Origin of the sequence: Flavobacterium sp. N502536 (assembly GCF_025947345.1) — a bacterium.
Taxonomy (GTDB): Bacteria; Bacteroidota; Bacteroidia; order Flavobacteriales; family Flavobacteriaceae; genus Flavobacterium.
Window position 1 is genome coordinate 820,483 of record NZ_CP110011.1, and the last position, 25,513, is coordinate 845,995.

Below are 25,513 nucleotides of genomic sequence, written 5' to 3' on the forward strand. Positions count from 1 at the left end.
CATAAAATGAACTCATAACAATAAATAGTTCCTGAACTCTATTATTATTTAAATATAAAAAGACACGAATGATGAATATAGCACCTAGTATTCTAAATGCAGTAAACGAATGGTTAACGCCAACCTTTGATAGCGAAACGCAAGCTGCTGTTAAAGAATTAATGACAACTTCTCCTAAGGAACTTGAGGAAAGTTTTTATAAAAATCTGGAATTTGGAACTGGAGGAATGCGCGGTGTGATGGGTGTTGGAAGCAACCGAATTAACAAATACACACTTGGAAAAAACACTCAGGGTCTCTCTGATTATTTACATATTGCTTTCCCAAATCAGCCTTTAAAAGTTGTTATCGCCTACGATTGCCGTCACAACAGTAATACTTTGGCAAAAATTGTTGCCGACGTTTTTTCCGCAAATGGAATTCAGGTTTACCTGTTCTCTGATTTAAGACCAACCCCGAATTATCATTTGCGCTTAAATATCTAGGCTGCCAATGCGGAATTGTACTAACAGCTTCTCACAATCCGCCGGAATACAACGGTTACAAGGTGTACTGGGAAGATGGCGGGCAAATCGTTCCTCCACAGGACGCTGCAATTATCAATACTATCGAAAATTTAGGTTACGATAAAATTAAATTCAAAGCCAACGAAAGTCTGATCGAGTATATCGACTCCGAAATCGACAAAGCTTTTATAAAATCGTCTATTGAAAATGCCAGTTTTAATACACCGGCCAATGCAAAAGACGACTTGCATATTGTTTTTACTTCTTTGCACGGAACATCTATTAAATCTGTTCCTGAAACTTTATCACAGGCGGGTTACAAAAATGTACACATCGTACCGGAACAAGCCATTCCTGATGGAAATTTTCCAACTGTAAAATCTCCAAATCCTGAAGAACCTGAAGCTTTGACTATGGCCCTGGCTTTGGCGGATAAAACACATTCGGATATTGTAGTCGGAACAGATCCTGATTGCGATCGTCTTGGTGTTGCCGTTAGAAATAACGAAGGCAAAATGATTTTACTGAACGGAAATCAAACCATGATCTTAATGACTGCTTTCTTATTGAAACAATGGAAAAAAGCAGGTAAAATCAACGGAAAACAATTCATTGGTTCGACAATTGTGTCGACTCCAATGATGATGGAACTGGCCACAAACTATGGCGTGGAGTGCAAAGTAGGATTGACTGGTTTTAAATGGATTGCCAAAATGATTAAAGATTTCCCTGAGCTTCAGTTTATCGGAGGTGGCGAGGAAAGCTTTGGCTTCATGGTTGGTGATGCTGTAAGAGATAAAGATGCCGTTGCTGCAACCTTATTAATTATCGAAATTGCCGCTCAGGCAAAAGCAGCCGGAAGCAGTGTCTACAAAGAACTTTTACAGCTTTATGTTGAAAATGGCTTCTATAAAGAACACCTGGTTTCCATAACTAAAAAAGGAATGGAAGGCCTGGAAGAAATCAACCAGATGATGATCAGTCTGCGTGAAAATCCGTTAAAAGAAATCAGTGGTCAACGTGTTGTTATGATGGAAGACTACCAATCGTCAATTGCCTTAAATTTATTGACCGGTGAAGAATCTGTTATGGATGTTCCGAAATCAAACGTATTGATTTATTATACCGAAGACGGTTCTAAAATTTGTGCAAGACCAAGCGGAACAGAACCAAAAATTAAATTCTACATCAGCGTAAATGCTGAATTAGAATCGGTTCAGGATTTTGATGAAGCAGAAAGCTATTTAGACGGAAAAATACAAAATATCATTGCAGAAATGCAATTGAAGTAAAGAGTAATGAGTGACAAACCTGACACAAATGACAAACCTGAACTATTAGATTCAATCATTGGACTAATAGATCAATCACGTCATTTTGTTGCCAAGACTGTCAATCAGGAACTAACGCTCTTATATTGGAAAATTGGAAAAACGATCAATGAAGAGATTCTAAAAAATGATCGCGCTGATTATGGGAAGAAAATAATTCCATCGCTAAGCGAAGCTTTAACCAAAAGATATGGGATAGGTTTCAACAAAAGAAACTTACAGAGTTTTATTAAGTTAAACCTTGAAATACAGGACTTTGAAATTTTGCACACACTGTGTGCAAAATTGACCTGGTCTCATATTCGATCCTTAATTTACATTGAAAGCCCGATAAAACGTGAATTCTACATCCAAATGAGCATTCACGAAAGATGGAGCGTGCGAACCTTACAAGAACGCATGGACAGTATGCTTTTTGAAAGAACTGCCATCAGCAAAAAGCCGGAAGAAACAATCGTTAATGATCTGGCTTTACTAAAAAACCAAAAACAAATTAGTCCGGATTTAACTTTTCGCGATCCTTATTTTTTAGATTTTTTAGGACTGCATGACACCTATTCTGAAAAAGATTTAGAAAGTTCAATCTTAGCTCAATTACAAAATTTCATCACCGAGATGGGCAGTGAATTTGCTTTTCTTGCCCGTCAAAAAAGGATAACTATTGATGATGAAGATTTTTACATCGATTTACTTTTTTACCATCGTGGTCTACGCCGACTGGTTGCCATTGACTTAAAACTCGGAAAATTTAAAGCAGGCTACAAAGGCCAAATGGAATTGTATTTACGCTGGTTAGAGAAAAATGAACAAAAAGAAGGTGAAAACAAACCAATTGGATTAATTTTGTGCAGTGAAAAATCTCCCGAACAAATTAATTACTTAATGCTTGACAACGATGAACAAATCAAAGTCTCTGCTTATTTAACCCAATTACCTGAAAAAAAATTATTGCTGGAAAAACTCGAAAGAGCCATTGCCATAGCAGAAAACAACATCATAAATAAATGAGTAATTTTAAAAAAATAGTTCCTTTTATATATCCGTATAAAAAATACGCATTCCTAAATATCTTTTTCAATATTTTGTATGCCCTTTTTAGCACCCTTTCCTTTATGGCATTAATTCCGATGCTTCAGGTTTTATTTGATAAAACAAAGAAGGTTTATGTTATGCCAACTTACGAAGGAATTACCCATGCAAAAGAATTTGCACAAAACTATCTGAGCTATTACATTACAAAAAATACAGATCCTAATAATCCCGGATTTATACTTTCTGTAATGGTGGCACTCATTATTTCGATCTTTCTATTGAAAAATTTAGCCGACTATCTCGCTATGTTTTTCATTAATTTTTTACGAAATGGTGTTTTAAGAGACATGCGAAATGCACTTTACAAAAAAACACTGGAATTGCCTTTGGCTTTTTATTCTGAAAAAAGAAAAGGTGATGTTATTTCCAGAATTTCTGCCGATGTCAATGAGGTTCAGACTTCGTTTTTGGCCATCTTGGAGCTTATCGTAAAAGAGCCCCTAACTATTGTTTTCACCATATGCGCGATGTTAATCATCAGTGCTAAACTTACCTTATTTGTCTTTATTTTCATTCCTGTTTCGGGATATATCATCTCCTTAATTGGAAAGCAGTTAAAAAAACAGTCCGGTAAGGCACAACAGGAACAAGGAAGTTTTTTATCTACTATTGAAGAAACCATTGGCGGTTTAAAAGTTGTAAAAGGATACAATGCCGAGAATTACTTCAACACTATCTTTCAAAATTCAACAGAACGTTTTTTCAAACTATCCAACAGTATCGGGAATCGTCAGAACTTAGCATCACCTGCCAGTGAGTTTATGGGTATCACCGTGATTGCCATATTACTTTGGTACGGAGGACAAATGGTTTTAATTGAAAAAACACTTGATGGTCCTTCCTTTATTGCTTATATGGGATTAGCCTATAACATTTTAACTCCGGCAAAAGCAATCTCTAAAGCTTCATACGGCGTAAAAAGAGGTAATGCTGCAGCTGAACGTGTTCTTGAAATTTTAGAGCAGGAAAACACCATTACATCAAAAGATAAAGCGTTAGAAAAAACATCGTTCGACAATAACATCAGCGTTCAGAACATCAACTTTAAATATGAAGACGAAACGGTTTTAAAAGACTTCTCTCTTGAGATCAAAAAAGGACAAACCGTTGCACTTGTTGGACAATCCGGAAGCGGAAAAAGTACGATTGCCAATTTACTGACCCGTTTTTATGATGTTAACGACGGAACAATTTCAATTGACGGCATCAACATTAAAGACATGGACCTGCAGTCGCTTCGCAGTTTGATGGGATTGGTAACTCAGGACAGTATTTTGTTCAATGATACCATCAAAGCCAATATCGCTTTAGGAAAACTTGACGCGACAGACGACGAGATTATTGAGGCACTGAAAATTGCCAATGCTTATGAGTTTGTAAAAGAACTTCCATTAGGTATTTACACCAACATCGGCGACAGCGGAAACAAGCTTTCAGGCGGGCAAAAACAACGACTGTCGATTGCCAGAGCGGTGTTAAAAAACCCTCCAATTATGATTTTGGATGAAGCCACATCAGCATTGGATACTGAAAGTGAAAAATTTGTTCAGGTCGCTTTAGAAAACATGATGCAAAACAGAACTTCGATTGTAATTGCTCACCGTCTTTCGACCATTCAGAAAGCAGATCTGATCGTAGTCATGCAAAAAGGAAAAATTGTAGAACAAGGAACACATGACGAACTGATTGCGCATAACGGAACCTACAACAAACTGGTTACCATGCAGTCTTTCGAATCTTAAATAAAAAACAAAAGGCTTAGCCACAGATTACCCGGATTACCGAAGATTATTTTTCTATCCACGAATTAAAATCTTATATTTATCTGAGTAATCTGTGGCTTTTTTATTTAGTACCCCTTAAATCTGAAAACATGTATCTCAACAATCCGAATATAAAACTTCCAGATGACCCGGATACAATTGTCTGGAAATACTTAGACTTGTCTAAATTCCTTGATTTATTATTATCTAAGAAGTTATTCATGTCACGCTCTGACAAGTTTGAGGACCAATATGAGGGCACTTTTAGCGAACCGACATTCGAAGAGATTAAAAAACTAGCCATAGACAATCCTGATTTTTTAAACTACTACAAAACCCATAGAGAACAGGTAGCCATAAGCAGCTGGCACATCAACGAATATGAATCGTTTGCCATGTGGCAGATTTTCACCAAAAACAATGAGGGTTTAGCAATTCAGTCTACCATTAGAAGATTACAGAATGCTGTAAGACCGGAAAACAATTTCGATCAATACATTGGCGAGGTAAATTATATCGACTACAAAAAAGAGTATATCCCGTTTGATGATTTATTCTTCCCCTTTTTATTTAAGCGTAAAAGTTTTCAGTACGAAAGAGAGGTCCGAATTCTTACCGATACTTCAAAAAGCGACATTAAACTAAATGATGGCTTAAAAATCAACGTCGATCTGAAACAACTGATCGAAAAGATATACATCCATCCGAAATCGGAAAACTGGTATAAAAAACTTGTAATCGAATTAGCAGAGCGCCTGGGATTTGATTTTGATATCGAGAAATCTGATTTAGAAAGTGATATTTTGATTTAGTTTTTTAAGGGACTGAGATTCTGAGGTGCTAAGGTTCTGTGTTTTTTATATCTTAAAAATTATTCTTGCTTGAGTTTTGCAAAATATTTTTCTCTGAGATAAAGATTTTCGTCTTCGATGATTATTTGATTCTTTTTTTTCATGTAATAAAAAACGGAATCAGATTTGGTTTTCTTTACGACAGAGTCTCCAACCTGAATTTTGTCATATAAAAGGCTGTTAACCCTCCATCTAATCCCGGTATTCAAAAACAAATAATGAGGGAAACGATACCCCTCACCTCCTTCAATCTTTTTTTCATACACAACTCCTGAAAAGCTATATTCATTAGCTTCTCTATATTGCCTTTCAATATATTCTTTAGAATTTTCTTTAAAATACAATCCAATTAATGATAAAAACAAAATCGGCATAAAAACACACCATAGCACACTTACAATTTTCTGTTCTTGATTTTTCAGTTCTTCTTCAGAATACATTTAATAAACTAATTCACTCAAAGATTAAATAGGCTTATAGTTCTTTACTTCCCATTTTTTTGAAGCTAAATCAATATAGCTGTAATGCAGTACATCGTTTTTATCAAACTGCCCGTTTTGATTGGTATCTTCGATAGTTCTAAAATACAAACGATTTTTTGATTCGATTAAATTCCAGTCTACCAATTCCTGAAAGTCTTCTGAAATTTTAGTAAAACGCTCACCGCTGATATTACTCAAATACAAAGTCTTAATGTCGCTAGTATCAATTTTACCGTCTTTATTGGTATCGGAGTCTGCTAAAGTATAAACCATAATTTGGTTTTGCGTTTTATCCGCAACCGATTTTAAATAAGTAGCTGTCAAAATCAGGGCTGGTTTATCCGTCAAAGGGCGTATCGAATCTGAATCGACTTTCTGAAATTTCAGGTTTTGCAGATAACCGGTAATTTCAAATTCACCTAAATTAGAAATGGTAAAACTTACATCATTCACACTCGAAGATCCGTAACGTGCTTTTGTTCCTTTTTCAAAAACGCGCAAATCTCCAACCGGATGAATTAAATAATTTGTCCCTTCCATCTGAATAGGCAAATCGGCTATTTCAATCTGTGTTGAATCGGTTTTTGTGACAACATTGGTTTTACTGGCCGTATCGTAAATTACTTTAGGTTTCTTTACTTCATCTTTACAACTCACTAGTGTTCCGATGATTGCCATGGCTATATAGGTTAAGGATTTTTTCATGTATGCTAATTCTATTAGGATATCAAATATAGTATTTTTGATTGTATTATCTAGTTTTATTGAATTTTACTAGTGTAAAGATATTGAGAAATACAATCCCAAAATAGCCAAGAAAAAGAAACCAATACCTTTTAAACAATGCTAAAACATATTGAGACTGTCTTTCTTTTTCTTTATCTAAAAAGTATTCTTTATTTGCCTCCCCATAATAACAACCATACATATGGGTACTATTTCTTTTCGGTTTTGGTTTAGCACTCGCTAATACATATATATCATCTCTATACGGAGCCCAGGTTGGAACCTTCTCTACTTTCAAAATATCAATAACATTTACAAAAGTATTATAATCTGTTTTTGAACCAAAATGAATTTTCGCTCCATTCACAGTATCATATTTCTTAACTAAATCCCGAACAAAATACCTTAGTTCCTGCAATTTTAGTTCTTGCGTTTTGTCACCATTAAAAATAAAATCTTTGTATTTTCTTAAGTCTTTAATTTTATATTTTTCAAATTCTTCTTTATCAGGAACTAAATAAATATCCAACACCCCATAAACCTTAAAAGCATCAACTTTATAAAAATGATAAAAACAAAACAAAGGGATTAAGATTAAAGAAATCATTCCCGGAACGTAAAAAATCTTCTTTCGTTTTTCACGTTTTGCAATCATAATCTCGCATTCAGCTTTACATTAAAAACCCTCGAGGTCATATAATTTGGAATTGCATACTGATTTTTAGAATACACATCACGAACCCAGGTATTGGTAATCGCATTCTGATTATTGAAAAGATTAAAAATCTCAACTCCAACAGACAATTCTTTAAAGTTTTTCAACCATTTTGCTTTGGCAACTTTAGTACTGCCATCTACAAAAACTTTCGCAAACCCTACATCGGCCCTGCGATAATCATTCAGCCTGCTTTGATACAGGTACGGATCCGAATAAGCCGGAGCTCCTCCCGGTAAACCGGTATTGTACACTAAGTTCAGGTATAATTTTACACTCGGAATGCTTGGCATATAATCCTGAAACAACATGGCAAATTTCAAACGCTGGTCTGTAGGTCTCGCGATGTAACCTTTGTTTTCATAATTTTCTTCGGTTTTTAAATAACCAAAGCTAATCCACGATTCCGTTCCGGGTACAAACTCACCATTGAGCCTAAAATCAACTCCCTGAGCATACGCTTTCGCATTATTGTTGGCAACATATCGAATTCGCACATTATCGATTGAATACACATTGACATCTGAAAGCGATTTGTAATAAAGTTCCGTGACCCATTTGAAAGGACGGTTCCATATTTTAAAATTATAATCATTCCCTAAAACAATATGAACCGATTCCTGTGCTTTGACGTTTGGATTTACAACACCCTTTAAATCCCGCAGTTCACGGTAAAAAGGCGGTTGATGGTAAAGCCCTCCCGAAAGTCGGAAAACCATATCCATATCCCAATCCGGTTTTAAAGTAAACTGGGCACGTGGACTAAAAACGGTTTGATTTTTACCCTCTACAGCGGCTCCGGAAACATTCCAACTCTGAAAACGAGCCCCCAGATGGTACCAAACCTGACTAGATCCAATTTCAGTTTTTTTATTATACTGCGCATATCCCGAAAATCGGTTTATGGTATTAAAGTTTGTTGCCCGCACATCCTGATAAGGCAATAACGGCCCGGTGTACGGCGTATAAGGCTGATTACTTTTAGGTAAAAAAGCAATCGGCGGATTAATCGAAAACCCTGCCGAATCGATCATCTCCCACTCGTTAATTCGATCGCGGATAGATTCGCGGGTATATTTCAAACCAAATTCTAACTGACTGTCATTTTTCCATTCTTTAAAACCTTTGATCTCTGCATTGGCAATCAAAGCATCCAGATCATTTCGGGCGTGACTTAACTGTGAACCAATTCCACGCGTAAAATCGACATTTGTAACATCTTCATTTTCTATAGTCCCCAGTCGATACTGTGCCAGTATATCAAAATGCTCCTGCTCTACGGTATGAAAAAGAGAACCTATGAATTTTAAAGTCAGACTCGGAGAAACTTTGTAAGTCGTTTTCAGGGCACCAAAATAAGTATTGTAGCGATCGCGCTCTTTTCCTTCATAATACACCGCCAGCGCCATAGGCTGATCTATGGTTCCGAATTTTGTTTCGCGGGTCAGAGGCTGATACAAATATTTGTTTTGAGAAATATTACCTAAGAAACTAAGCTGCCATTTTGCAGAAATATCATAATTAATATTCGTTTGAATGTCAGCAAAAGTCGGTGTATAATTGGTTTGTGTATCCTGACTGTTTACCAGTAAACTGTTGTTTCGGTAACGAACACCGGTTACGGCAGACCATTTTTTATTTTTAGAAACCGCGTCAACCGACATACTTCCGCCCAATAAACTGGCTTCCAGAGAAGCACCAAACTGAGTTGGTTTTCGGTACGTAATATCTAAAACAGAGGAAAGTTTATCGCCAAATTTTACCTGAAACCCTCCAGCCGAAAAATCGACATTTTGTACAAGATCTGTATTGGTAAAGCTCAGTCCCTCCTGTTGTCCCGAGCGAATTAAAAACGGACGGTAGACTTCGACCTCATTGACATATACCAGATTTTCATCGTAATTTCCACCACGAACAGCATATTGAGAACTCAGTTCATTATTTGAATTTACACCGGGCAGTGTTTTTAATATATTTTCGATTCCGGCATTGGCTCCGGGAATTTTCTTTATGGCGGCAACATCCACATTGGTGATCCCCTGCACCCTTTTTTTATTTTTAGAAGAAACAAAAACTTCTCCCATTTGTTCTTCCGAACTGCTCATTACCGGATTGAAAACAAAAACTTCATTTGATGTCAAATGCACTGTCAGACTCATCATTTTTAGAGAGACATGTGTAAAAATCAAAGAGATCTTTTTATCTGACGGCACTATGATTTCATAAAAACCATTTGAATCAGATTGCGAAACATTGCCGGAAGAGCTAATATTTACGCCCGCCACAGGATGATTCTCACTGTCCAGAATTATACCTTTCACATGAGCCTTCTGAGCAAATGAAATACTGCTCATGCATAAAAAAAGAAAAACGGCTATTAACTTATTTTGATTCAAATGCTTTGGTTTTATTTTTGTTGGCTTCTAAAAAAATGAGTTTCAAAGATAGCAGAATTTCCTACATTATCAATCACTTCTATTTTTAAATCATTTGCCCCTTCTGCCACAAGAGTGTCATCAAAAGTATGGGTAATTTTTCTCGTTTTGCTTTCATATTCAAACAAAATCCAATTTCCATTTAAATAACCGTTATACGATTTAATTCCCGAAGAAGCATCATTAATGGTAAATTCAATTTTTTTCGTTCCGGTAATCCACTTGTCCTGAATTGGCTTTGCGATTTTAATGGTCGGTGCAATGGTATCTAAGACCAAACCATACTGTCCTAATATTTTTGACTTGGCCGTAAAAACATCTCCTTTTCTTAGCGTTCCATTATAACTGGCGTTGTTTCCGCTAAATCTTCCAATAAAAAGTTTATCCTTTAAAGCTTCCGGAAACGAACTGTCTTTAATTGTAATAGTAAAATTAGAATGCACCGGAACAGTATCGTCATGAATATAAATGCGATTATTTTTAACATCAAAGTTTAAATTAAAATCATCATAAAAAGTTCCAGCCGGAAAAAATACAGCCATATTTTCTTTTTCGAAATTCGAATCTTTATTGACTTTGATAAAATACTTCGACGTTACAGGCTCCTCTTTTACGATTGGTGTTGCGGTGTCGTACTCAATTGGAACGGTAACCGCACTTAAATTCCCAAAATAATCCGAAACCTCAATTCGATAACTCGAAGTTAAATTTGGCTCAGCCGAAACCACACCACGCAACGAATCGGTCTTAATAATACTCAACGCATAAGGTGTTTTCATAAAAAGTTTCTGCGCCCGCTGTCCTGATTTTTTATATTTTCCATAATCGATGAACGCATTTATGTAACGCATTTCATCAAAGGAATAGGTATTAAACTGATAATTGTAATTTTGATTTCCGTTGACAAAAGTAGAGACATTAAAAACTCCGTTTTTATTAAACGAAACATCGTCATAATCTACAGCTGAAATTCCGAAGCCTATTTTACCATTGGCTTTTACTTTGCTTGCCACATAGGTTCCGTCTTTTTGAAGGGCAACATTTAACAACAATGGCTGTCTGGACTGATTTACAGTCGTGTTTTCCATTGGATAAACATAAACACTCAAAATACTTGGTTTCTTACTGTCTTTTATGTTTTTATCGAAGCCAAAAAATATCGGATTAATAACAAACTCTGTTTTGGTATCGCGAATTTCAAAATGCAAATGCGGTCCTTCTGAAGAACCTGTATTTCCCGAAAGTCCAATAAGCTGACCTTTTGTTACCGGTAATTCATTCGGTTTTGGGAATACTTCGATCTCATATGCCTTTTCTTTATAGTGCGTTTTCATGACATAATCCAGAATTGGACCAACAGGGGTTTGCAAATGTCCGTACACCGAAGTATAGCCGTTTGGATGGGTAATGTAAATACATTTCCCGTTTCCAAAAGTGGAGATTTTAATTCTCGACACATATCCATCGGCAATGGCATGCACATTTAATCCTTCTCTTTGATTTGTTTTTAAGTCAAAACCCGCGTGAAAGTGATTCGGTCGCAACTCCCCGAAATTACCGGAAAGCTGCATCGGAATTTCAAGTGGCGGACTAAAATAATCTTTCGGATATTGGGTCTGTGCGAAAATAAACGGGCAAAAAAACAGACTAAGCAGTGAAAATCTCATAAGCAACATTTTTGCTAAGATAAAAAATTAAGAGGCGAAAACCGAGCAGAATGCCACAAAAATACAATCGATTGAATTTCATCTATTTGTTTATTTTTAATGTAAAAAAATCGATAAAAAATTGCATTAATAAAAAGGAATACTAACTTTGTAGGATTAAGTAATGAATAGGATTTATAATGAGTGTAATTGCCGAAATAATTGATACTCTTGAATATAAAGTCGAAAAGCTTTTTGAGAAATCAAAGGGCCTGGAGAATAATAATCAGGCTTTACAATTAGAACTAACCAAAGCTGCGCAAATTATCCAGAAACAATCTGAAGAAATTGAAGCTTTGAAAAAGCAATATGAAACACTTAAGATAGCCAATTCGTTGCTCGGCAGCGACAACAACAAGAGAGAGACAAAGCTTAAAATAAATTCATTAATTCGCGAAATTGATTACTGTATAGCACAACTATCAGATTAAAAAACGACATGGACGGAAAGCTTAGAATTAAAATATCAATTGCAGACAGAGTTTACCCGTTAACGGTGGAGCCAGCTCAGGAAGAAGGACTTAGAAGTGCTTCTAAAAAAATTGATGCCATGATCAAGCAATTCGAAGAAAGTTACGCGGTTCGCGATAAACAGGATGTTCTGGCGATGTGTGCCCTGCAATTTGCATCACAAGTCGAACAAAAACAAATTGATAACGCAATCGATGGTGAAGAAACTATCGAAAGAATTAAAAGATTAAATTCGCTATTAGATCAATATCTCGAAAATTAAACGTTCTTTTACAACAACTAAGATACTGCCTACATTAGTTCACAATTGGTAAACTCAACACTAACAATTTAGAATGAGCAAATCGTCGCTACTATAGTATGCCATGCTTCGGCTTGGAAACTTGAACAGTGAGTTAGCTCAAAACTTGTCTTTACGAGTTTATTCAAGCAATTAATGTAGGCTTTTTTTATATATAAATTTTAACAAACATGGACATAATAACGATCATTATTTCAGGTATTGTAGGGATTGCAGCAGGTTTTGCAATTGCTAAAATTATCGAAAAAAGCAATATTTCTAACCTCATTAAAAACGCAAAAAAAGAAGCAGCTTCTATTTTAAAAGATGCTAATTTAGAAGCAGAAAATATCAAAAAAGATAAAATCCTTCAGGCAAAAGAGCGTTTTATCGAACTAAAATCAGAGCACGAACAAGTTATTTTAGCAAGAGATAAAAAAGTAGCAGAGGTAGAAAAAAGAGTACGTGATAAAGAATCACAAGTTTCAAACGAACTTTCGAAAGCCAAAAAAGTAAACGACGATTTTGAAGCTAAAACACAGGAATACAACAATAAAATTGAAGTTTTAGACAAGAAACAAACTGAAGTTGACAAATTACACAAAAGTCAATTGCAGCAGCTTGAAGTAATTTCAGGACTTTCTGCTGAAGAGGCAAAAGAGCAATTAGTAGAAGGCTTAAAAGCTGAAGCTAAAAGCAAAGCCATGTCTCATATTCAGGACACAATCGAAGAAGCTAAACTTACTGCTCAGCAAGAAGCTAAGAAAATTATCATCAATACGATCCAGAGAGTTGGAACGGAGGAAGCAGTTGAAAATTGCGTTTCTGTTTTTAACATTGAATCAGATGACGTAAAAGGTAGAATCATTGGACGTGAAGGCCGTAACATTAGAGCTCTTGAAGCTGCAACGGGAGTTGAAATCATCGTTGACGATACACCGGAAGCGATCATCCTTTCCTGCTTTGATCCGGTACGTAGAGAAATTGCACGTTTGTCTTTACACAAACTTGTAACTGACGGACGTATTCACCCTGCAAGAATTGAAGAAGTAGTTGCCAAAACAGCAAAACAAATTGACGACGAAATTATCGAAGTAGGTAAACGTACGGTTATCGACTTAGGAATTCACGGTTTACACCCTGAACTTATTAAAGTTGTGGGTAGAATGAAATACCGTTCTTCTTACGGACAAAACTTATTACAGCACTCGAGAGAAGTTTCTAAACTTTGTGGTATCATGGCAGCCGAATTAGGCTTAAACGTAAAACTAGCTAAAAGAGCCGGTTTACTTCACGATATTGGTAAAGTTCCGGATACTGAAAGTGACTTACCTCACGCTTTATTAGGAATGCAGTGGGCTGAAAAATATGGTGAAAAAGAAGAGGTTTGTAACGCCATTGGAGCGCACCACGACGAGATCGAAATGAAATCATTACTTTCTCCTATCGTTCAGGTTTGTGATGCTATTTCAGGAGCAAGACCAGGTGCAAGACGTCAGGTTTTAGACTCGTATATTCAACGTTTGAAAGATCTTGAAGAAGTAGCTTACGGATTTAGCGGTGTAAAAAATGCCTATGCAATTCAGGCAGGTAGAGAACTTCGTGTGATTGTAGAAAGTGAAAAAGTTTCTGATGACAATGCTGCGAATTTATCTTTTGAGATTTCACAAAAAATCCAAACCGAAATGACGTATCCAGGTCAGGTAAAAGTTACTGTAATTAGAGAAACCAGAGCGGTTAATATCGCGAAGTAATCTTCTCACTATTTATAAAAAAGAACGGCTATCAAATGATAGCCGTTCTTTTTTGTATCTATTTCCTATATTCTAAATATCGTTAAAGATTATTTTAAAACTCGTTCCTACTCCTACTTTACTTTCTACTGAGATACTTCCTTTCATCGCCTCGATCTGGTTTCTGGTAATATACAAGCCAATTCCGCGCGCTTCCTGATGTTTGTGAAAGGTTTTATACATTCCGAACAACAGATCGCCATAAACCGCTAAATCGATCCCTAAACCGTTGTCTGTAATCTTTAACGATTTATATCCTTCGGGTTCAATCGAAAAATCGAAGATCACAACAGGATCCCGGTCCGGATGCGCATATTTGATCGCGTTTGTTGTAAAATTCAGCAAAACACTTTCCAGATAAGCCGGATTAAAATTAATCGTCAGATACTTCGGAACATTGTTTACAATCGTAACGTTTGTTTGTTTATCATAACCTTTAATGGTTGAAATTGTTTTCTCAATATACTCCGAAAGCCTCAAAGGCGCTACGGCAATATTGATATTACTTTGTGTTTTAACAATCTGCGTTAAATTGGCAATCGTATCGTTCAAATCATTAGAAACGGTTCGCAAATGCTCTAACATTTCGTTAACCGTTTGTTTATCCACATCTGCATCTATAAAATCCAAAATAGACTTTATATTTCCGGCCTGCGTATTTAAATTGTGCGAAACAATATGCGAGAAGTTTACCAATCGGCTGTTTTGATCACTATACAGTTTCATTGTTTTCAAGAGTTCTAATTCTTTCTCTTTTTGCAAAGAAACATCGGTATGCGTGCCAATTACACGCAATGGTTTTCCGTTCTCATCCCTTTCAATAACCTTTCCGCGGTCTAAAATCCATTTATAATTGCCACTGGATGTCATTACGCGATGGTAATTTTCGTAATAGGGAATCTTATTATCAAAGTGTTCCTGAATATCGGAATAGTATTTTGGAAGATCGTCGGGATGCACAATCTTATCCCAGCGTTCCGGATCATCAAAAATATCAGTCGATTCCAACTCCAGGATCTTTAAGGACAATGACGAATAGAAGACCGTATTGGTCACCATATCCCAATCCCAAATTCCGGCCGTCGAAGCCTCCAGAGCAAATTGAAATCGTTCTTCGGAAATACGTAATTTTTCCTCTTTATCCTTTAGTTCCGTAATGTCCGAAACATGCCCGAAGAAACTAACCCGCCCGTCAGGAGACCGTTCGGTTTTGGCCGAAACCTTAAACCAACGCATTCCTTTTTTAGGCAAAAGAGCTCTAAATTCAACATTCCAGGGCTGTACTTCCTTACGTGCTTTGACCAAAGACTGAAAAAAGAGATCACGATCCTGAACAAAAATCCGATCGTAAATAACCAATTTAATGTCATCGGTAAAATCCTTTACACTAAGCTCAAAAATGGCATCAGCTGACTTGCTGACCAAGGGGAAAGTATACTTGTTTTCGCTGTCGACAACAAACTGAAACAGCAAATCCGGCATTTCGGCAAGCAATTTTTTATAAAAATTATTTACCTCTAAGCAATTCTCATTTCCATATAAATCAAAAACCATATATCACTTATTTATGTAGATTGAAATATTAAAACAATGATCTCAATAGCTAAAATAAAAGTTAAAACAATCACTTTTATTCGCTGATTAACACAAAACTTTATACAATATATTACTTTTTGATTTAAAAACGACTTCCTGCTTCAAAAATTATTTCCTAGGATGAAAAGATAACATTACTTCTTTCAGAAAACTCCTGTCCAAATGCACATAAATTTCAGTAGTCGTAATAGACTCATGTCCTAACATCAACTGAATCGATCTTAGGTCGGCACCATTTTCGAGTAAATGAGTTGCAAAAGAATGTCTTAGTGTATGCGGACTAATACTCTTATGCAGGTTGATTTTCACCGTCAAATCTTTTATAATGGTAAAAATCATGGCACGTGTTAGCTGATTGCCTCTTCGGTTTAAAAACAAAGTATCCTCACAGCCTTTCTTTATTTTAAGATTCACACGAATTTCCTTCTGATAAAGCTGTATGTATTTTTGAGTCACTTTTCCCACAGGAACAAAACGCTCTTTATTTCCTTTTCCGGTAATTTTCACAAAGCCTTCGTCAAAAAATAAATCCGAAATTTTCAAAGTAACCAATTCGGAAACCCGAAGTCCGCAACCGTATAAAGTTTCGAGCATCGCACGATTGCGCTCGCCTTCGTTAGTACTCAGATCAATTGCGGCAATAAGTGCATCAATTTCTTTTACCGATAAGGTATCCGGCAGTTTTCTTCCGGTTTTGGGAGTTTCAATCAACTCCATCGGACTGTCATTTCTATAATCTTCAAATACCAGATAATTAAAGAAACTTTTCAGACCCGAAATAATTCGCGCCTGCGAGCGTGGGTTGACTTCTTTGGCAACTGCATAAATAAACTGCTGTACCGTTTCATCATCAATTTTAAGCGGAGAAATTTCGATGCGGTTCGATTCCAGAAAAAGACACAGCCGTTCGATATCAAAACCATAGTTTTCGATAGTGTTTTTAGACAAACCTCTCTCGATGCGCAGATACGACTGATAATCTTTTATGTAACGGTCCCATTTCATAGGCACAAAGTAAAACATTTTTAGGCATAAAAAAACCTTCCCGATTAAGGAAGGTTCTTGAATACTCTTTTCAAAAATTAGAACTTGTATGCTAAAGATAACGCAAGGTTACTATTTTTAGCACTGTCATAATAATCGTCTGAATTGTCGATATCTTTATCCGAAAGAGGAGATAAACCAATTGTGTAACGAAGACCTACTGAAAGATTGTCTGTAAAACTGTATCCCGCTCCTAAGTTAAAACCAAGATCTACTGATCTGGTAAAATCTTTAATGTCATTACCTTCTGCTTTAGCCGATAACAATACACCCAGCTGTGGACCAGCTTCAACGTTGAATTTTTTATCAATGATGTAATACTTAGCCACTACCGGAATGTTCAAGTAGTTCAATTTAATATCAGCGTCATTCCCTGAAAATCCATCAACTTTAGTTCCCTGAGTCGAGAACAAAAGCTCTGGCTGAATAAAAAATCGCTGAACAACATGAATTTCTGCAAAACCTCCAACGTGAAAACCTATAAGCGATTTAGTGTCTTCAACATCACCTCCAACTACTGTTGAAATATTAAGACCTCCTTTTACTCCAAATCTAGTTTTTTGCGCATTAGCAAAACCAAATACCATTACTGCTACAGCAGCCAAAATTATTCTTTTCATTACAATTTGTTTTTTTGGGTTATTCGAGATCAAATATAAAGATAACCTTATTAAAAATGAACTTGCATTAAAGAAAATAAAATAGTAAATACAGCTTAAGGCTCTTAGACCTAAAAACATATCCTAATTTAGCAGGCTTTACCGTCCCATTTTAAGAATAAAATCAAAGCGCGAATATCAAAATAAACTTACTAAATAAAACAGCTATAAAATTTAATTTGAAATAAAAATCTGATTAATTTTGAATTTTGAGTGCAAAAACAGATTCGCAATAAACTTCTTAAATAGAGTGAATTACAGCCTAAAAATCAACAAACATGGGAAATTTAGTAATTATTTAAACCAAAATATAAAACAATAAAATCCTAATTCTGTAGTTTTGACTAATATATAACATTTAAAAACATCAATTTTAAAAACACTTTTATGAAAAAAATAATCTTAGCAGCTGTTTTGTTCATCGCAACTTCAGCTACAATTCAGGCTCAATTAGTACAATTTGGAGTTAAAGCAGGGGTTAACTTTGCAAGTCAACCTGGAGACGCATCATTACAAGGTGTAGCTTTTGACAAAGAAGGTATCACAAGCTACCACGTTGGTGTAGTTGCAGAAGTTAAATTATTAGAAAAATTCTCTATTCAACCAGAGCTTTTATATTCTACTCAAGGTGCAACTTATAAATTTAAAGATGCTCAACAAGACTTTAAAAACAAATTAGCTTATTTATCTGTTCCTGTAATGGCTAAAATTTATATGACAAAATCATTAAGTTTAGAAGTTGGACCACAGGCTTCTTTCTTAGTAAGTCAAAAAGACGACGTAAGATTTAATGATGCTAACACATTCGACTTCGCTCTTAATGCCGGATTAGGATTAAAAATCACTAACAGTATTTTTGTTCAGGGTCGTTATAGTTTAGGTTTAACAGATGTTTCATCAAGTGCAGATGTTAGAAATTCAGTAGTTCAGCTATCTGCCGGATTCTTATTCTAAAAAATATATCACATACTTTTACAAAAACCGTTCTATTAATTGGAACGGTTTTTTTATTTTTACAGCTATGCAATGACAAAAGTCAATAGCAATGACAATGGCAATACCAATTGCATTACATTTCACATTTCACACATCACACTAAACCCATGAAAATCTGCATCATCAACGGACCCAATTTGAATCTTTTAGGAAAAAGAGAACCGGAAGTTTACGGAAGTCAAACTTTTGAAGATTATTTTGAAACGTTGCAGGCTAAATTTCCAAACGTTGAACTTTCCTATTACCAAAGTAATATTGAAGGCGAATTGATTGGAAAAATTCAGGAATGCGGTTTTACTTTTGACGGAATTATTCTGAATGCCGGAGCTTATACCCACACGTCTATCGGATTGGGAGACGCCATGAAAGCTGTTACGACTCCCGTAATCGAAGTACATATTTCGAACACCTACGCGCGTGAAAGTTTCAGACATCAATCCTATTTATCCGGAAATGCCAAAGGTGTTATCCTTGGTTTTGGACTAAAAAGTTACGAATTGGCGATCCAATCTTTTTTGTAATATGTAAGCTGTAAGATGAGAGCTGTGTGCAACAGCTTAAATTTACCAGTTGATAATTTGATTAACGATTTTTGATTCGTGGAACGTTACCAAATGCGTTAGTTTTTGGATTTACAATTTAAACAAATAAAACGTTTCAGATCACACATTTTACATCGTTCATCGGACATTTTACAGCTAACATTTCGCAACTTGTAATTTAACAAATTTTTAATAGGCTCATTTTTAAGTTATTCTATTTTTGTGAGAGAAACACTTACATGAAAAACTATACTTTCCTCGCCTTTTTATTTTTTTCTATTTCAAACTTCGCCCAAATTAAGGGAACCGTAACCGACGAAAAAGGTGCTCCTTTGCCTTTTGTTTCCATCTTTGAAGAAAACACCTATAGCGGAACAACTTCTAACGAACAGGGTAAATTTCAACTTACGGTAAAAGAACCCGGCAAAAACAAAATCGTTTTCCAGTATTTGGGGTATAAGACTCAAAAGATAACGATTCCTGCCGATGCAAAAACAACACTTCCGGATGTAAAAATGTCTGAAGAAAGCTTTGCTCTAAACGAAGTGGTAATCGACCCTAAAAACAATCCTGCCAACGCCATTATTAGAAGTGCCATTGCCAGCAAAAAAGACAACTCCGACAAAGTTGCCCGATATACCGCAGATTTCTATTCGAAAGGAATGTTTAAGGTGAAAGATTTGCCTAAGAAGATTCTGGGAAAAAAAGTAGATCTGGGTGACGATATGGCTTCTAATTTGGACTCAACGGGAACAGGAATTCTGTATTTATCTGAAACCATCTCCAAAATTACTTTTGAAAAACCCAACAAACTAAAAGAACGAATTATTGCCTCTAAAATCTCAGGAAACAACAAGGGATACAGCTATAACACCGCTTCAATGTCGACTTATGATTTTTACGAAAATACTTTAGACTTCGATGTAAAACTCATTTCTCCTATTGCCGATAATGCCTTCAGCTATTACAAATACAAACTCGAAGGTTCTTTTTATGATGACAACAAGCAGCAGGTTTATAAAATCAAGGTAATTCCAAAACGTGACAAAGAGCCTGTTTTTGAAGGCTATATTTACATAGTCGACGACAGTTTTGCTATTTATGCTATTGATCTGGACATCAAAGGCTATCGCATGAAAAACGAATTCACAGAAGTGATGAGCCTCAATCAAAGCTTTAGCTACAATACAAAAAACAAAATCTGGATCAAAAATGCCCAGACCTTAGATTTTACAGCCGGTATTTTTGGAATTAAGTTCTCTGGAAAATTTAATTATGTGTATTCTAATTATGAGTTTCCGGCCTCTTTTGAAAAGAAAACATTCGGAAATGAAGTGGTTGCTTTTGAACCTAATGCCAACAAAAAAGACGATGCTTTCTGGAACAACATTCGTCCCATCCCGCTAACGATCGAAGAAAGCACCGATTACACCAAAAAAGATAGTCTGCTCGTTATTAGAAAATCTCAAAAATACACCGACTCTGTTGATGCCAAAAACAACAAGTTTAAAGTGACTGATTTGCTAATGGGGTACGATTATAAAAACACTTTCAAAAGACATTCTTTTGACTATAAAGGTGTATTAAATTTGGCTTCTTTAAGTTTTAATACCGTTCAGGGGTTTAATTTAGATTCCGGTTTCTCTTTTAAAAAGTGGAGTGAAGATGAAAGCAAAACGACTTCGATCAGTACCACTTTTAATTATGGTTTTTCAGAGGATCGCTTTAGAGTTACTGGCGAATTCAGTCATAAATTCAACAATATAAATTATGCTTTTATCAGAGTTTCAGGAGGAACGAAAGTCGCCCAGTTCAATGGTGCTCAACCAATCAGTAAGCTGGTCAATTCTGTAAGCTCATTGTTTTTTAAAGACAATTATATGAAGCTGTACAATTTGGAGTTTGCGCAGATTAACTATTCGCAAAATGTTCTAAATGGCGTTAACCTGAGTGCAAACGTAGGTTACGAGCAGCGCAAACCGCTTTTTAACACTACCGATTATTCTTTCTTTAAAAAAGAGGACTTCTACTCGTCAAACAATCCACTGGCACCAAACGATTTTACGACTCCGGCATTTAGTCAGCACCATTTGTTTAAGACTTCTTTAGGCGCCCGAATTAACTTTGGAAACAAATACATTTCAAGACCAGACGGAAGATATAATTTTAAAGACGATAAATTCCCAACCCTTTTCTTGTCTGTTGAAAAAGCATTTGCCGCCAGCGAAAAGAAATATGAATTTGAAAAAATCGGAGCGGCGGTGTACTACGATTTATCTTTGGGTAATAAAGGGGTATTAGGCATGACTTTTAAAGCCGCAAAATTCTTTAATGCTGATAATATTTCGTTTATCGATTACAAACATTTTAACGGAAACCAGACTCATATCGGAACCAGTGACCGTTACCTGAATGTTTTCAACCTAATGCCTTATTATACCAACAGTACGAATGACCGTTATTTTGAAATGCATTTGGAGCACAACGACAAAGGTTTTATCATGAATAAAATCCCGATTTTGAATCTTTTAAAATCAACCATGAACATCGGTTTTCACTCACTGGCCATACCGGACAGAAAACCTTACACGGAGTTTACCGCTGGTTTAGACAATTTAGGATTTGGCAAGTTTAAGATCTTCCGACTGGATTATGTACATTCCTATCAGGGAGGAATCCAGCAAAATGGAATTGTATTTGGATTGAAAATCCTGAACGCACTAGACTAGGTGCAAAGTTGCAAAGGTTCAGAGAGACAAAGATTTTGTGCAACTTTCTCAAAGATTGAAATAAAAAAATCCGTTTACTCTTTTATCAAGAGTAAACGGATTTTTTCAATATGTATCAGTTCGAGTGAAGTCAAGAACTCCGCAAAGTATAGACCTTTGCCCCTTTGAACCTTTGCCCCTTTGAACCTTTTTTAACAATGATAATCATCCGGCTCAATATGAATCAGAACATTGCCTAATTGTGGAATTTTCTCTTTTAAGGTATCCTGGAGTTTGTGTGATAATTCGTGTCCTTCTTTCACCGAAATCTTAGCCGAAACTATGGCATGAAGGTCTACGTGATAGCGCATTCCTGCTTTACGGATGAAACATTTTTCGGTACCCAAAATACCGGGAACGGTTAAAGCCTTTACACGGATTTCTTCGACTAAATCATCATTCAGATTTTCGTCCATAATTTCACCCAATGCCGGTCTGAAAATTTTGTAACTGTTGTATAAGATAAAAAAAGCAGCAAAAAGTGCCGCCCAATCGTCTGCTGATTCATACCCTTTCCCCATGATTAATGCGATTGAGATTCCGGTAAATGCGGCAACAGAAGTAATCGCATCACTGCGATGGTGCCAGGCATCTGCCGCTAGTGACGAACTATTGGTTTGTTTGCTTCGTTTCATCACCAAACGAAACGAATATTCTTTCCATATGATAATTGCTCCCAGAACATAAAGCGTCCAGGATTTTGGCAAATCGTGTGGTGTCTGAATATTAGCGATACTTTCATATCCAATAATTGTAGCCGAGGTAATCAAAAAACCAACCACCAAAAATGTGATTAAAGGTTCGGCACGACCATGACCATAAGGGTGATTCTCATCAGCAGGCTTGTTGGAATACTTGATTCCAAATAAAACCAAAAAAGACGAAAAGATATCAGTAGTAGATTCAATTGCATCGGCAATTAGGGCATAAGAATTGCCAAAAAAACCTGCCAGCCCTTTTAAGATGGCTAAGCAGGTGTTTCCTATAATACTGAAATAAGTAGCTTTTACAGCTTTTTGTTCATCTGTCATTTAACGACATTTTTTTTTGTCACGAACTCACAAATTATACACAATCTTAATCGTTGTTTTAACTCGTGAATTCGTGGCAATTTTCTTTTAAGCTCTTACGATTTTTGCTCCAATTGCTCTCAATCGCTCATCGATACGCTCGTATCCACGGTCAATTTGTTCGATATTTTGGATAGTACTTGTTCCTTTTGCTGAAAGAGCTGCGATCAATAACGAGATCCCCGCACGAATATCAGGAGACGACATTGTTGTTGCTTTCAGTTGAGACTCAAAATTATGTCCCATAACCACCGCTCTGTGCGGATCGCATAACATAATTTTTGCTCCCATATCAATTAATTTATCTACGAAAAACAAACGGCTTTCAAACATTTTCTGGTGAATTAAAACATCACCTTTTGCCTGTGTTGCCACCACCAAAACGATACTCAATAAATCAGGAGTGAATCCTGGCCAAGGTGCATCGGCAATTGTCAAAATAGAACCATCAATATCTGTTTTTACTTCATACCCATCTTTATGAGCAGGAATGTAAATATCGTCATTGCGTTTTTCAATAGTAATACCAAGTTTTCTAAAGGTGTTTGGAATTAAACCTAAATTTTCCCAGCTTACATTTTTGATTGTAATTTCGCTTTTAGTCATCGCTGCAAGACCAATCCAGGAACCGATTTCAATCATATCCGGAAGAATTCTGTGCTCGCATCCGCCAAGGCTTTCAACACCTTCGATCGTTAGTAAATTCGAACCAACTCCGGTAATTTTAGCTCCCATAGAGTTTAGCATTTTACACAACTGCTGTAAATAAGGCTCACAAGCAGCATTGTAAACGGTAGTTTTTCCTTTAGCCAAAACAGCTGCCATCACAATGTTTGCCGTTCCGGTTACCGATGCTTCATCAAGTAACATATCTGTTCCGGTAAGACCTTCTGCAGGAGATTCTACTCCATAAAAATGATCTTCTCTGTTGTATCTGAATTTTGCTCCAAGGTTAATAAAACCTTCAAAGTGAGTATCTAATCTACGACGTCCAATTTTATCCCCTCCTGGTTTTGGAATATATCCTTTACCAAAACGAGCCAAAAGTGGCCCAACAATCATAATAGAACCACGAAGTGCTCCACCTTCTTTTTTGAAAGCTTCTGTTTCCAAATATCCAACGTTAACTTCATCTGCCTGAAACGTAATCGAACCCGGCTCATTTCGTTGAATTTTAACTCCTAAATTACCTAATAAAGTGATTAGTTTATTAATGTCAATAATATCGGGAATATTATTAATTCTCACCTTTTCTCCTGTTAGAAGCACGGCACATAAAATTTGTAATGCTTCGTTTTTTGCTCCTTGCGGAGTGATTTCTCCTTTTAAAGGAATTCCTCCTTCGATTTTAAAAATTCCCATATTTCTTTTTTAGGTTCTGAGTTACTGAGGTTCTAAGGTTCTAAGTTTTTCTTAAAAAAAGACTTAGCAACTTAGCTTCTTAGATACTTAGCAACTTTTTTATTTATTTATTTTAGGTTCTAAGTTTGAGGCCCTAAAGCACTAGTTTTTTAAGAGAAAAAACTTAGAACCTTAGCCCCTTAGACACTTAGCTCCTTTCTTATTTCTGATTATTATTTTTCTGAAAAGGCTTCGTTTTTCCTGGCCCTTTATTGTTTTTATTGCTTTGGATTTTTGGCTGTCCTGGCGGCGTAATTTTGTTGGACATACGTTTGTTGGTACGCAACAAATCGGTTGTATTTAAAAGCTCCTCCGTGCTTTGCAACAAATTGATTTTACCTCCCGACAACTCATACAAATGCTCAAAAATCACATCGTCTTTAACAGTATCTTTGTTCCAGCTCAGGTAAGACTTTTTCATGTGATTGGCAATGACCAATACCAATGCATTTTTCATCTCGCCATCTTCCCATTTATTCGCAACATCTATCATATACTTGATATTATTACCATAAAATCTGTATTTTGGAAAATTCTGCGGATACTGTAAAACGTCCGGTTTTAACTGTAGAACATCGCGGGACGGAATTGGATATGGCGATTCAACATTCAATTTAAAATCAGACATGATAAAAAGCTGATCCCATAATTTATGTTGAAAATCCGGTACATCACGCAAGTGCGGATTCAGACTTCCCATTACCTGAATAATGTATTTCGCAGCTTTGTTACGCGTTTCAGCATCTTCAATTGCAGTAGCCTGATCAATCAGTTTTTGCAAATGACGACCGTATTCTGGAATGATTAACCGTTGTCTTTCAGAATTATATTCTAAGTTAAAAACAACATCATTCGCGACTTCTTTTCTATATTTTTCGTTCATAAGTTATAATGAAACTATACCTTCTATGGTAGAAACTTCTTTGTATTTGCCAATCACTTCGTCAGCACTATGCATGGTAACATCAACAGAAACACTGGTAAATTTACCGGTTTTCGACTTTGTTGTTTTGATAACCGCACCCATATTGTTAAAAGCTTTTTCAACGCGCTCTACATTATCGTCTACTGAAGGTACAATGAATTTATACAAGTATTCTGCTGGCCAGGTATTTGAATTGTCTAACTCAACTTTTAATCTCTCGTAAAATTCAGCGGTGTTTTTTTCTTTATCGTTCTCCATTCGTAATTAAAAATAAACGCAAATATACGGTTTTGATTTCAGACTTTCGATTTTAGATTTTAGATTTTTTTCAGACTTAAAACTTTGTTTTAAAGGAGCAAAG

The 25,513-nt window shown here is 36.0% G+C and carries 21 protein-coding genes and 1 pseudogene; 10 read left to right on the forward strand and 12 right to left on the reverse strand.

Annotated elements, in window-relative coordinates:
• Positions 1-71 precede the first annotated feature (71 nt).
• The 4 genes and pseudogenes from OLM61_RS03705 (at position 72) to OLM61_RS03720 (ending at position 5,504) form a co-directional block, all read left to right on the forward strand.
• Positions 72-1,798, forward strand: a pseudogene (locus OLM61_RS03705) (phospho-sugar mutase).
• A gap of 6 nt (positions 1,799-1,804) precedes the next feature.
• Positions 1,805-2,845: a PDDEXK nuclease domain-containing protein gene (locus tag OLM61_RS03710; protein WP_264525152.1), complete on the forward strand. Its 1,041-nt coding sequence runs from the start codon at positions 1,805-1,807 to the stop codon at positions 2,843-2,845.
• A complete protein-coding gene (locus tag OLM61_RS03715; RefSeq protein WP_264525153.1) occupies positions 2,842-4,671 on the forward strand; it encodes an ABC transporter ATP-binding protein in 1,830 nt (609 codons plus the stop codon). Before OLM61_RS03710 ends, OLM61_RS03715 begins: the two co-directional genes overlap by 4 nt.
• 131 nt (positions 4,672-4,802) lie before the next feature.
• Positions 4,803-5,504, forward strand: coding sequence for a hypothetical protein (locus tag OLM61_RS03720; RefSeq protein WP_264525154.1), 702 nt, complete (start codon positions 4,803-4,805; stop codon positions 5,502-5,504).
• 59 nt (positions 5,505-5,563) lie between these two features.
• Here OLM61_RS03720 and OLM61_RS03725 read toward each other — a convergent pair whose 3' ends face one another.
• Genes OLM61_RS03725 through OLM61_RS03745 form a run of 5 tightly spaced genes read right to left on the reverse strand, consistent with a single transcriptional unit; the run spans position 5,564 to position 11,568 of the window.
• Positions 5,564-5,983, reverse strand: coding sequence for a hypothetical protein (locus OLM61_RS03725; protein ID WP_264525155.1), 420 nt, complete (start codon positions 5,981-5,983; stop codon positions 5,564-5,566).
• A 24-nt stretch (positions 5,984-6,007) separates the two neighbouring features.
• The gene (locus OLM61_RS03730) at positions 6,008-6,730 is read right to left on the reverse strand and encodes a hypothetical protein (protein ID WP_264525156.1); all 723 of its coding nucleotides are present in this window, start codon (positions 6,728-6,730) and stop codon (positions 6,008-6,010) included.
• 46 nt (positions 6,731-6,776) lie between these two features.
• Entirely contained in the window at positions 6,777-7,406 is a 630-nt protein-coding gene (locus OLM61_RS03735) for a hypothetical protein (protein WP_264525157.1), read from the reverse strand.
• Positions 7,403-9,820 carry a carboxypeptidase-like regulatory domain-containing protein gene (locus OLM61_RS03740; RefSeq protein ID WP_264526355.1) on the reverse strand — a complete coding sequence of 806 codons (2,418 nt, stop codon included), beginning with the start codon at positions 9,818-9,820 and terminating at the stop codon, positions 7,403-7,405. Before OLM61_RS03740 ends, OLM61_RS03735 begins: the two co-directional genes overlap by 4 nt.
• Positions 9,821-9,873: 53 nt before the next feature.
• Entirely contained in the window at positions 9,874-11,568 is a 1,695-nt protein-coding gene (locus tag OLM61_RS03745) for a M23 family metallopeptidase (RefSeq protein ID WP_264525158.1), read from the reverse strand.
• 179 nt (positions 11,569-11,747) lie between these two features.
• Here OLM61_RS03745 and OLM61_RS03750 point away from each other — a divergent pair, with 179 nt between their 5' ends.
• From OLM61_RS03750 to rny, 3 genes are all read left to right on the forward strand, one after another.
• On the forward strand, positions 11,748-12,038 hold the full coding sequence (locus OLM61_RS03750; protein ID WP_173965255.1) for a hypothetical protein: 291 nt from the start codon (positions 11,748-11,750) through the stop codon (positions 12,036-12,038).
• A gap of 8 nt (positions 12,039-12,046) precedes the next feature.
• On the forward strand, positions 12,047-12,340 hold the full coding sequence (locus OLM61_RS03755; protein ID WP_012022231.1) for a cell division protein ZapA: 294 nt from the start codon (positions 12,047-12,049) through the stop codon (positions 12,338-12,340).
• 209 nt (positions 12,341-12,549) lie between these two features.
• The gene (gene rny, locus OLM61_RS03760; RefSeq protein WP_264525159.1) at positions 12,550-14,112 is read left to right on the forward strand and encodes a ribonuclease Y; all 1,563 of its coding nucleotides are present in this window, start codon (positions 12,550-12,552) and stop codon (positions 14,110-14,112) included.
• 72 nt (positions 14,113-14,184) lie between these two features.
• Here the strand turns inward: rny and OLM61_RS03765 are convergent, their stop codons facing one another.
• From OLM61_RS03765 to OLM61_RS03775, 3 genes are all read right to left on the reverse strand, one after another.
• Positions 14,185-15,705, reverse strand: a complete 1,521-nt coding sequence (locus OLM61_RS03765) for a sensor histidine kinase (RefSeq protein ID WP_264525160.1) — start codon at positions 15,703-15,705, stop codon at positions 14,185-14,187.
• Between the two features lie 150 nt (positions 15,706-15,855).
• Positions 15,856-16,752: a site-specific tyrosine recombinase XerD gene (gene xerD, locus OLM61_RS03770; RefSeq protein WP_264526356.1), complete on the reverse strand. Its 897-nt coding sequence runs from the start codon at positions 16,750-16,752 to the stop codon at positions 15,856-15,858.
• A gap of 77 nt (positions 16,753-16,829) precedes the next feature.
• Positions 16,830-17,411, reverse strand: a complete 582-nt coding sequence (locus OLM61_RS03775; RefSeq protein ID WP_264525161.1) for a porin family protein — start codon at positions 17,409-17,411, stop codon at positions 16,830-16,832.
• A gap of 426 nt (positions 17,412-17,837) precedes the next feature.
• Here OLM61_RS03775 and OLM61_RS03780 point away from each other — a divergent pair, with 426 nt between their 5' ends.
• The 3 genes from OLM61_RS03780 to OLM61_RS03790 all read left to right on the forward strand — a co-directional run bounded on the left by OLM61_RS03780 (position 17,838) and on the right by OLM61_RS03790 (position 21,717).
• Positions 17,838-18,404: a porin family protein gene (locus tag OLM61_RS03780; protein ID WP_264525162.1), complete on the forward strand. Its 567-nt coding sequence runs from the start codon at positions 17,838-17,840 to the stop codon at positions 18,402-18,404.
• Between the two features lie 149 nt (positions 18,405-18,553).
• On the forward strand, positions 18,554-18,967 hold the full coding sequence (gene aroQ, locus OLM61_RS03785; protein WP_264525163.1) for a type II 3-dehydroquinate dehydratase: 414 nt from the start codon (positions 18,554-18,556) through the stop codon (positions 18,965-18,967).
• A gap of 260 nt (positions 18,968-19,227) precedes the next feature.
• Positions 19,228-21,717 (forward strand): DUF5686 and carboxypeptidase regulatory-like domain-containing protein, encoded by a 2,490-nt coding sequence (locus OLM61_RS03790; protein ID WP_264525164.1) that lies wholly within the window; start codon positions 19,228-19,230, stop codon positions 21,715-21,717.
• Positions 21,718-21,908: 191 nt separating this feature from the next.
• On the opposite strand, the gene OLM61_RS03795 is transcribed toward OLM61_RS03790, so the two are convergent.
• The 4 genes from OLM61_RS03795 to OLM61_RS03810 form a co-directional block, all read right to left on the reverse strand.
• On the reverse strand, positions 21,909-22,787 hold the full coding sequence (locus OLM61_RS03795) for a cation diffusion facilitator family transporter (protein ID WP_264525165.1): 879 nt from the start codon (positions 22,785-22,787) through the stop codon (positions 21,909-21,911).
• Between the two features lie 87 nt (positions 22,788-22,874).
• Entirely contained in the window at positions 22,875-24,188 is a 1,314-nt protein-coding gene (gene murA / locus OLM61_RS03800; protein ID WP_264525166.1) for a UDP-N-acetylglucosamine 1-carboxyvinyltransferase, read from the reverse strand.
• A gap of 199 nt (positions 24,189-24,387) precedes the next feature.
• Positions 24,388-25,110 (reverse strand): DUF4290 domain-containing protein, encoded by a 723-nt coding sequence (locus OLM61_RS03805; RefSeq protein ID WP_264525167.1) that lies wholly within the window; start codon positions 25,108-25,110, stop codon positions 24,388-24,390.
• A 3-nt stretch (positions 25,111-25,113) separates the two neighbouring features.
• Positions 25,114-25,410, reverse strand: coding sequence for a DUF493 domain-containing protein (locus OLM61_RS03810; RefSeq protein WP_264525168.1), 297 nt, complete (start codon positions 25,408-25,410; stop codon positions 25,114-25,116).
• Positions 25,411-25,513: the final 103 nt, after the last annotated feature.